At 44.7% G+C, this 7567-nt stretch carries 7 protein-coding genes; all 7 read left to right on the forward strand.

Features of this window, described 5'->3' with window-relative positions:
- Positions 1–268 precede the first annotated feature (268 nt).
- The 7 genes from QUB16_RS10425 to QUB16_RS10455 all read left to right on the forward strand — a co-directional run bounded on the left by QUB16_RS10425 (position 269) and on the right by QUB16_RS10455 (position 7255).
- Entirely contained in the window at positions 269–628 is a 360-nt protein-coding gene (locus QUB16_RS10425; RefSeq protein WP_333315877.1) for a metalloregulator ArsR/SmtB family transcription factor, read from the forward strand.
- Between the two features lie 116 nt (positions 629–744).
- Positions 745–1773 (forward strand): PstS family phosphate ABC transporter substrate-binding protein, encoded by a 1029-nt coding sequence (locus tag QUB16_RS10430; protein WP_333315878.1) that lies wholly within the window; start codon positions 745–747, stop codon positions 1771–1773.
- Between the two features lie 37 nt (positions 1774–1810).
- Complete coding sequence (gene arsB, locus QUB16_RS10435; protein WP_333315879.1) at positions 1811–2962, forward strand: ACR3 family arsenite efflux transporter; 1152 nt, start codon at positions 1811–1813, stop codon at positions 2960–2962.
- A 6-nt stretch (positions 2963–2968) separates the two neighbouring features.
- Entirely contained in the window at positions 2969–3625 is a 657-nt protein-coding gene (gene arsH / locus QUB16_RS10440) for an arsenical resistance protein ArsH (protein WP_333315880.1), read from the forward strand.
- 36 nt (positions 3626–3661) lie between these two features.
- Positions 3662–4057 (forward strand): arsenate reductase, glutathione/glutaredoxin type, encoded by a 396-nt coding sequence (gene arsC / locus QUB16_RS10445; RefSeq protein ID WP_190732266.1) that lies wholly within the window; start codon positions 3662–3664, stop codon positions 4055–4057.
- A gap of 1128 nt (positions 4058–5185) precedes the next feature.
- Positions 5186–6268: a photosystem II q(b) protein gene (gene psbA / locus QUB16_RS10450; RefSeq protein ID WP_333083652.1), complete on the forward strand. Its 1083-nt coding sequence runs from the start codon at positions 5186–5188 to the stop codon at positions 6266–6268.
- A 279-nt stretch (positions 6269–6547) separates the two neighbouring features.
- Positions 6548–7255 (forward strand): SDR family oxidoreductase, encoded by a 708-nt coding sequence (locus tag QUB16_RS10455; RefSeq protein ID WP_333315881.1) that lies wholly within the window; start codon positions 6548–6550, stop codon positions 7253–7255.
- Positions 7256–7567: the final 312 nt, after the last annotated feature.

A 7567-nucleotide genomic window follows, 5' to 3' on the forward strand; every position in this document is an offset into this window, starting at 1 on the left:
TGCTTACTTAAATGAATTAATCTAGAATATAGAGGCTTCTTTTCTATTTTTCTTCCCGACTCCCATACTTTAGATACTTCTCTCTCGCCAGTTTGGTTAGCCTGCGGGCGATAACTTTTGCGTTCTATCATATAGCAGAGGGCGAAGAATTTTGGCTCTTATCATACTTTTAACCATTTACAAAACCGGGATGCTCCCCTTGAAGCCTCCCATGTCATGCAATAAATGACTATACTTTTACCAGCTATGGATGTTTTCTAAATAATTGATGCTTAAAAATTCTACGGCTGCGCCCGATCGCATTTCACAGCCGCCAATTTCGGAAAAACTTGTCTCCTCCGGCTTTCACGCTCTTTCTGACCCCCTGCGGATTCAGATTTTGGAGTTGCTGCGGGAACAGGAGTTGTGTGTTTGCGAATTGTGCGATCGGCTTTCTGTCCCTCAGCCTAAACTCTCTTTCCACCTCAAAACCTTGAAGGATGCAGCTTTAGTCCGCAGCCGCCAAGAAGGGCGCTGGATTTACTACAGCCTCAATTTAGCTCAGTTTGTCGCCCTGGAACAGTACCTCGCCGAATACCGCCGCTTCAGCCAGATCCTGCCGGCGCGCCCTTGTTTCGACGCAGATTAACCCATCAACATTTCTTAATGTGTTGATTGCCTGTTTGTCTTCCCTCATACTTGACATATCAAATTTTATTGATATGATTCCAGTGTATCCCTTAGTTATGGCATTGGGTGAGGTCAATGAACCGAGCAGAAAAGCCCAAGGCTTTCGCACTAAGTATAATTGCTTTGACCATAGGTGCGATCGGGCTTCTCAACTCCTGCGGACAAGTCCAGTCGCCAGAATCGCAAAGCATTAAAATTGACGGTTCCAGCACTGTCTATCCCATTACGGATGCGATCGCCAAAGAATATCAAACTACCAATCCCAAAAAAGCATCAATTACTGTTGAATTCTCCGGTACTGGTGGAGGATTTAGAAAGTTTTGTGCTGGCGAAACTGACATCAGCAACGCCTCGCGCCCCATCAGCCCAGGGGAAATGGAAGCCTGCAACAAAGCTGGCATCCGCTACTACGAATTACCTGTCGCATTTGACGCGCTCACAGTAGTAGTCAATCCCAAAAATAACTGGATAAAAGACATTACTGTAGAGGAACTAAAAAAACTTTGGGAACCCGCCGCCCAAGGAAAAATTACCCGCTGGAATCAGATTCGACCTAATTGGCCAAATCGACCTATAACCCTTTACGGTGCAGGTAAAGATTCCGGTACATTTGACTATTTCACAGAGGCAACAGTAGGTACTGCGAAAGCCAGCCGTACCGACTATACAGCTAGTGAAGACGACCAAGTTTTAGTGCAAGGAGTTATTAAAGACGAAAATGCTTTAGGTTACTTTGGATTGTCCTATTACGAAGACAACCAAAGTCAATTGAAAGCTGTAGGTATTGACAGAGGCAAAGGAGCAGTGTTGCCATCCCGCGAAACTGTAGAAAAAGCTCAGTATCAGCCCCTGGCACGACCTCTATTTATCTATGTCAACTACAACTCGGCTCAAAATAAAGTAGAACTACGCAACTTTGTAGAATTCTACATGAAAAAAGCTCCGACCTTAGTTAGTTCTGTGGGTTATATTCCTTTACCAAAAGAAGGCTATCAACTAATTTATCAGCACTTCTACAATGGGAAGGTGGGCACAGTTTTTGGTGGTCAAGCTCAGCTTGACTTGACTATTGGCGAGTTATTGCGACAGCAGGCTAAATTTTGAGTTTTTCTCATGAATTTTCACTTACCAGTTAACTAAAATGAACCATCCTCAAGCCACTAACTCACCTGTCCAAGCAGGAAGCAAGCTCAGTTTTTTTGAAAGATACCTCACCCTTTGGGTATTTCTTTGCATTTTAGGCGGTATTATTCTCGGTAGACTATTCCCCAGCGTCGCCGTCACCCTTGATGCTCTCAGCTTTTATCAGGTGTCAATTCCTATTGCCATTTGTCTATTTTTTATGATGTATCCCATCATGGTAAAAATAGACTTTACCCAGGCGGCCCATGCAGCGCGAACGCCCAAACCAGTAATCTTAACATTAGTCGTCAACTGGGTTATCAAACCATTTACAATGGTAGCATTTTCTCAGTTTTTCTTAGGTTGGCTATTTCGCCCCCTCATTACCGGCACAGAAATAATTCGTGGCAGTGAAGTCTCCATCGCTAGTTCCTACATTGCGGGTACAATATTATTAGGAATTGCCCCTTGTACTGCGATGGTTTTAATGTGGGGATATCTCTCCTACGGCAATCAAGGACATACCCTCGTTATGGTTGCTGTTAATTCCCTAGCAATGCTGTTTTTATATGCACCATTAGGCAGATGGCTGTTAGCAGCCAATGATTTAGTTGTTCCTTGGCAGACAATAGTATTGTCTGTATTCATTTATGTCGGTTTGCCCTTAGCCGCCGGAATGTATAGCCGTTTCTGGATTTTCAAACATAAAGGGCGAGAATGGTTTGAACGAGAGTTTATGCAATATCTGAGTCCAGTTGCTACGGCTGCCCTTTTGATTACGCTAATTCTTTTGTTTGCCTTCAAAGGAGAGTTGATTGTTAATAATCCTCTGCACATTCTTTTAATTGCTGTGCCTCTGTTTATCCAGACAAACTTCATTTTCCTGATTTCTTATGTAGCAGCTTTAAAACTCAACCTGTGCTACGAAGATTCAGCACCTGCCGCGCTGATTGGGGCCAGCAATCATTTTGAGGTAGCGATTGCTACGGCTGTGATGCTTTTTGGCTTAAACTCAGGTGCAGCCTTGGCTACAGTAGTCGGTGTTTTAATTGAGGTTCCAGTGATGTTAATGTTAGTAGAATTCTGCAAGCGAACAGCATTTTGGTTTCCCCGAAAACCAGAAACTGCATCGCTGCGAGACCCTCGTTGTCTTCCCAATTCCCATTGCTAGAATCTCATGAACGAATTTACTCATAAACCCAGAATTCTCTTTTTATACGGCTCTTTAAGAGAGCGTTCTTACAGCCGCTTGTTGGCGGAAGAGTCGGCTCGAATTATTGAGGGCTTCGGTGCAGAGGTTAGGTTTTTTAATCCTCTAGAATTGCCGATTTATGGTAGCGTTCCCGATACTCATCCGAAGGTTCAAGAATTACGGGAATTGAGCCTGTGGTCGGAGGGTCAAGTGTGGTCGAGTCCAGAAATGCACGGCAATATTACCGGCATTATGAAAAATCAAATTGACTGGATTCCTTTAAATATTGGGGCTGTCAGACCGACTCAAGGCCGAACTTTGGCGGTAATGCAAGTCAGCGGCGGTTCGCAGTCTTTTAATGCTGTCAATACTTTGAGAATTTTGGGTCGCTGGATGCGGATGTTTACGATTCCGAATCAGTCTTCGGTTGCTAAGGCTTATCAGGAATTTAACGATGATGGGACGATGAAGGATTCGCCTTATCGCGATCGCGCGATCGACGTAATGGAGGAACTGTACAAGTTTACCTTGCTGTTGCGGGAGCAAACCGACTATTTGACCGATCGCTACAGCGAACGCAAGGAACAAGCAGCTAAAGAGGCGATCGCACTAGCAAATCGCGCCCTTGAAACATCTAACTAACAAGCACCAACTAACAACTAACAACCAACAAAAACCATGAAAAAAGTAATGTTTGTTTGCAAAAGAAACTCCTGCAGATCGCAAATGGCAGAAGGATTTGCTAAAACCATTGGAGCCGGCAAGATTGGAGTCACCAGTTCCGGGTTAGAATCTAGCAGAGTTCATCCGACAGCAATTCAAGTCATGTCAGAAATCGGCATTGACATCACAGATCAAACCTCCAACCCATTAAACGAATTCAATGCAGAAGACTACGATGCAGTAATTTCTCTCTGTGGCTGCGGCGTGAATTTACCCGAAGCGTGGGTATTGCGAGAAGTGTTTGAAGATTGGCAACTCGACGATCCCGACGGACAACCCATCGAAACTTTTCACCGCGTTCGAGATGAAATTAAAGCACGAGTTGAAACATTAGTTGACTCTCTAAAGTAAGATTAGTCTCAAAATTAGAATTCTTGCCTTGTCGGCTTTAACTCAGCTCTTGCAGTATTGTCAATAAGCCTTTTCTGAACAGGCTTTCCGGCCTGTTCCACAACAACAAAATTCCTCTTTTGTGGAACAGGCATCTTGCCTGTTATTGAGAATGGTGTAAGATGTCAGCTTTAACTGAGTTGTAGTATTGTCAATAAGGCTTTTCTGAACAGGCTTTCCGGCCTGTTCCACAAGAAAATTAATCTCCTGTGGAACAGGCCGGAAAGCCTGTTTTCAATAAGGGTGCAAGATGTGAGTTTCAATTAACTTTGTAGCGACCCGTTAAAATTTGGATCGGGGGAGCATCTCAGTTTTGTAAAAAGCATTTTTTTTATTGTAGTGCGAGCGTCCCCGCTCGCGTATTGTACAAGACGCGAGCGGGGACGCTCGCACTGTAAATGCAAAACTGAGATGCTCCCCTAATTTTTACGCACAACTTGCGGACTCATCCTCAGAAACCCTGTTGATTTCTATTGCCAAGCGCCTCAGAAACCGGGTTTCTTTTTTCGTCAATAAACCCGGTTGATTGGAGATTATTGAGAATAGACTTGAATTGCAAAAATAATTAGGACGGGCTAGAAGCCCATCCCACAAATTTTTTTTCTTGTGGGATGGGCTTCTAGCCCGTCCTAAAATTTAACTAAAAGAACTGTTGCAATCTTGTCTAATGCAGCCCGATCGCACTTGAAACCAGGTTTTCACTATTCTCCCGATACAAACTTACCCTCGCAGAATCCACCGGTTATATGTGAATAAATATTAAAAATCATCTCTTCAAGACCTAATTAAGAGATATTTAAATAGAAAGGATCTCGACCTGAACAAAAAAAAATGCTCGAACGGTTGAACCAAGCTACAGACAATAGATTCAGTTCTTCAGGTCGCTATATTCAACCCGTTTGGTGTGTAATATTACTTTGTAAAAAAATACAAATATTTACGAAGAATTAAGTCATTGTAAAAGTTTGTAAAATATTTAAGTTGTCAGCAGAAATCCCTTGGCAAACTTTAGTGAATGGTGTTACCAATATAAGCGTGGGGCATCCCCACAATGAACCTTGAAAATTCAATTAAGCCATCATAAATCAAATGACAACAACCGTACAGCGTCGCGAAAGCGGCAACGTTTGGGAACGCTTTTGTGAGTGGGTAACTAGCACTGAAAACCGGATTTACATCGGTTGGTTCGGCGTCTTGATGATTCCCACCTTGCTGAGTGCCACCATTTGCTACATCATAGCCTTCATCGCTGCTCCTCCAGTAGACATCGACGGCATCCGCGAACCAGTTGCAGGTTCCTTGATGTACGGCAACAACATCATCACAGGTGCTGTTGTTCCTTCCTCTAATGCGATCGGGCTTCACTTCTATCCCATCTGGGAAGCAGCTTCCCTCGATGAATGGTTGTACAACGGCGGCCCCTACCAATTGGTAGTTTTTCACTTCCTGATTGGCATTTTCTGCTACATGGGTCGTGAATGGGAATTGTCCTACCGTTTAGGTATGCGTCCTTGGATCTGCGTCGCTTACTCTGCACCAGTTGCAGCAGCCACCGCAGTATTCTTGATTTACCCGATCGGACAAGGCAGCTTTTCTGACGGTATGCCCTTGGGTATCAGCGGCACATTCAACTTCATGATCGTGTTCCAAGCCGAGCACAACATCCTGATGCACCCCTTCCATATGTTGGGAGTTGCTGGTGTCTTCGGCGGTGCTCTGTTCTCCGCCATGCACGGTTCTCTCGTTACCTCTAGCTTGGTTCGGGAAACAACCGAAACAGAATCTTTGAACTACGGTTACAAATTCGGTCAAGAAGAAGAAACCTACAACATCGTTGCAGCCCACGGCTACTTCGGTCGTTTGATTTTCCAATACGCGAGCTTTAACAACAGCCGTTCTTTGCACTTCTTGTTAGGTGCCTGGCCAGTAGTCGGTATCTGGTTTACCTCTTTGGGTATTTCCACGATGGCGTTTAACTTGAACGGTTTCAACTTCAACCAATCGGTTATCGACTCGCAAGGTCGCGTCATCAACACTTGGGCTGATGTGATCAACCGCGCTAACTTGGGTATGGAAGTCATGCACGAGCGCAACGCTCACAACTTCCCTCTCGACTTGGCCGCAGGTGAAACAACTCCCGTAGCAATGGTTGCTCCTTCCATCAACGGCTAAATTTAGCTTTTGATTAATAAAAAGCGCTCCTAGAAATAGGGGCGCTTTTTGTTTTGGCAAGTATAATTTGATAGATTTTTTTCTGTTAAATCCGTTAAATATCACATCTTGCACCATTCTCAGGAACAGGCTTTTCGGCCTGTTCCACAAAGAGTGAATTTTCTTGTGGAACAGGCCGAAAAGCCTGTTCATACAAAGCTTATTGAGAATGGTGCAACATCCCCATTACTAGCAACTTGAGCTATCATACAATCTGGACGTAAAGAAATGTAAAGGGATATGCAGGACAAAGTTGTGGTTGTGGTGGGTGCGACTGGCGGCATCGGTTCAGCAGTGGCCCGCAAACTCGCTGATGCGGGTGCGAGGCTAGTGCTCGCCGCCAGAGACAGCAGTAAGTTAGACGCTTTAGCTAGCGAACTTTCAGCAACAGAGGTACTGTGCGTGCCCACAGATATCACCGATTTGCCGCAAGTCGAGACGCTGATGCAAAAAGCGGCGGGGCATTTCGGACAAATTGATGCCCTCATAAACGCCGCCGGTGCCGGAATTCTCAAGCAGTGGAACAAGTTAGAACCCGCTGATTTAGATGCCATGCTTGACTTGAACTTAAAAGGCAGTTTTTACACGTCTCAAGCAGCGGCGAATGTGATGAAAGAGCGCAAATCCGGGCACATTTGCAATGTCATCGGGATTTTGGGCAAGCATTCGATGGCGATGGGAACGGCTTATTGCGCTTCAAAGTTTGGGGTAGTTGGTTTCAGCAAGTGCATGGCAGATGAGCTGCGACGCTACGGCATTAAGTTTACGCTATTCTATTTTGGCGGGGTGGATTCTCCGTTTTGGGATAATGTGAGTTTGAAGGTAGACCGGTCAAAAATGCTGAGTACCGAAACTGCTGCAAATGCGATTATGTTTGCTCTTTCGGCTGACCCGCAAGCTGTGCCGATGGAGATTAATATTCAGCCGGAAAGTCATTTGTTCTTTTAGCGATTGAGGAGTCAATCGATTTTCGATTTTCGATTTTCGATTTTCGATTTGAGAGGCGACCCCACGGATCAATGCTCTTTGTTGAGGATTTTCGATTTTCGATTTGGGATTGATTCCACGGATAAATCACGTGGCGGGTATCACCTTTGAAATTCGCTTGTCATTTGAAGGCAGAAGACAGCTTCGATTTTCGATTTTCGATTTGAGAGGCGACCCCACGGATCAATGCTCTTTCTTGAGGATTTTCGATTTTCGATTTGGGATTGATTCCACGGATAAATCACGTGGCGGGTATCACCTTTGAAATTCGCT

The organism is Microcoleus sp. D3_18a_C4, assembly GCF_036702415.1.
Lineage (GTDB): Bacteria > Cyanobacteriota > Cyanobacteriia > Cyanobacteriales > Microcoleaceae > Microcoleus.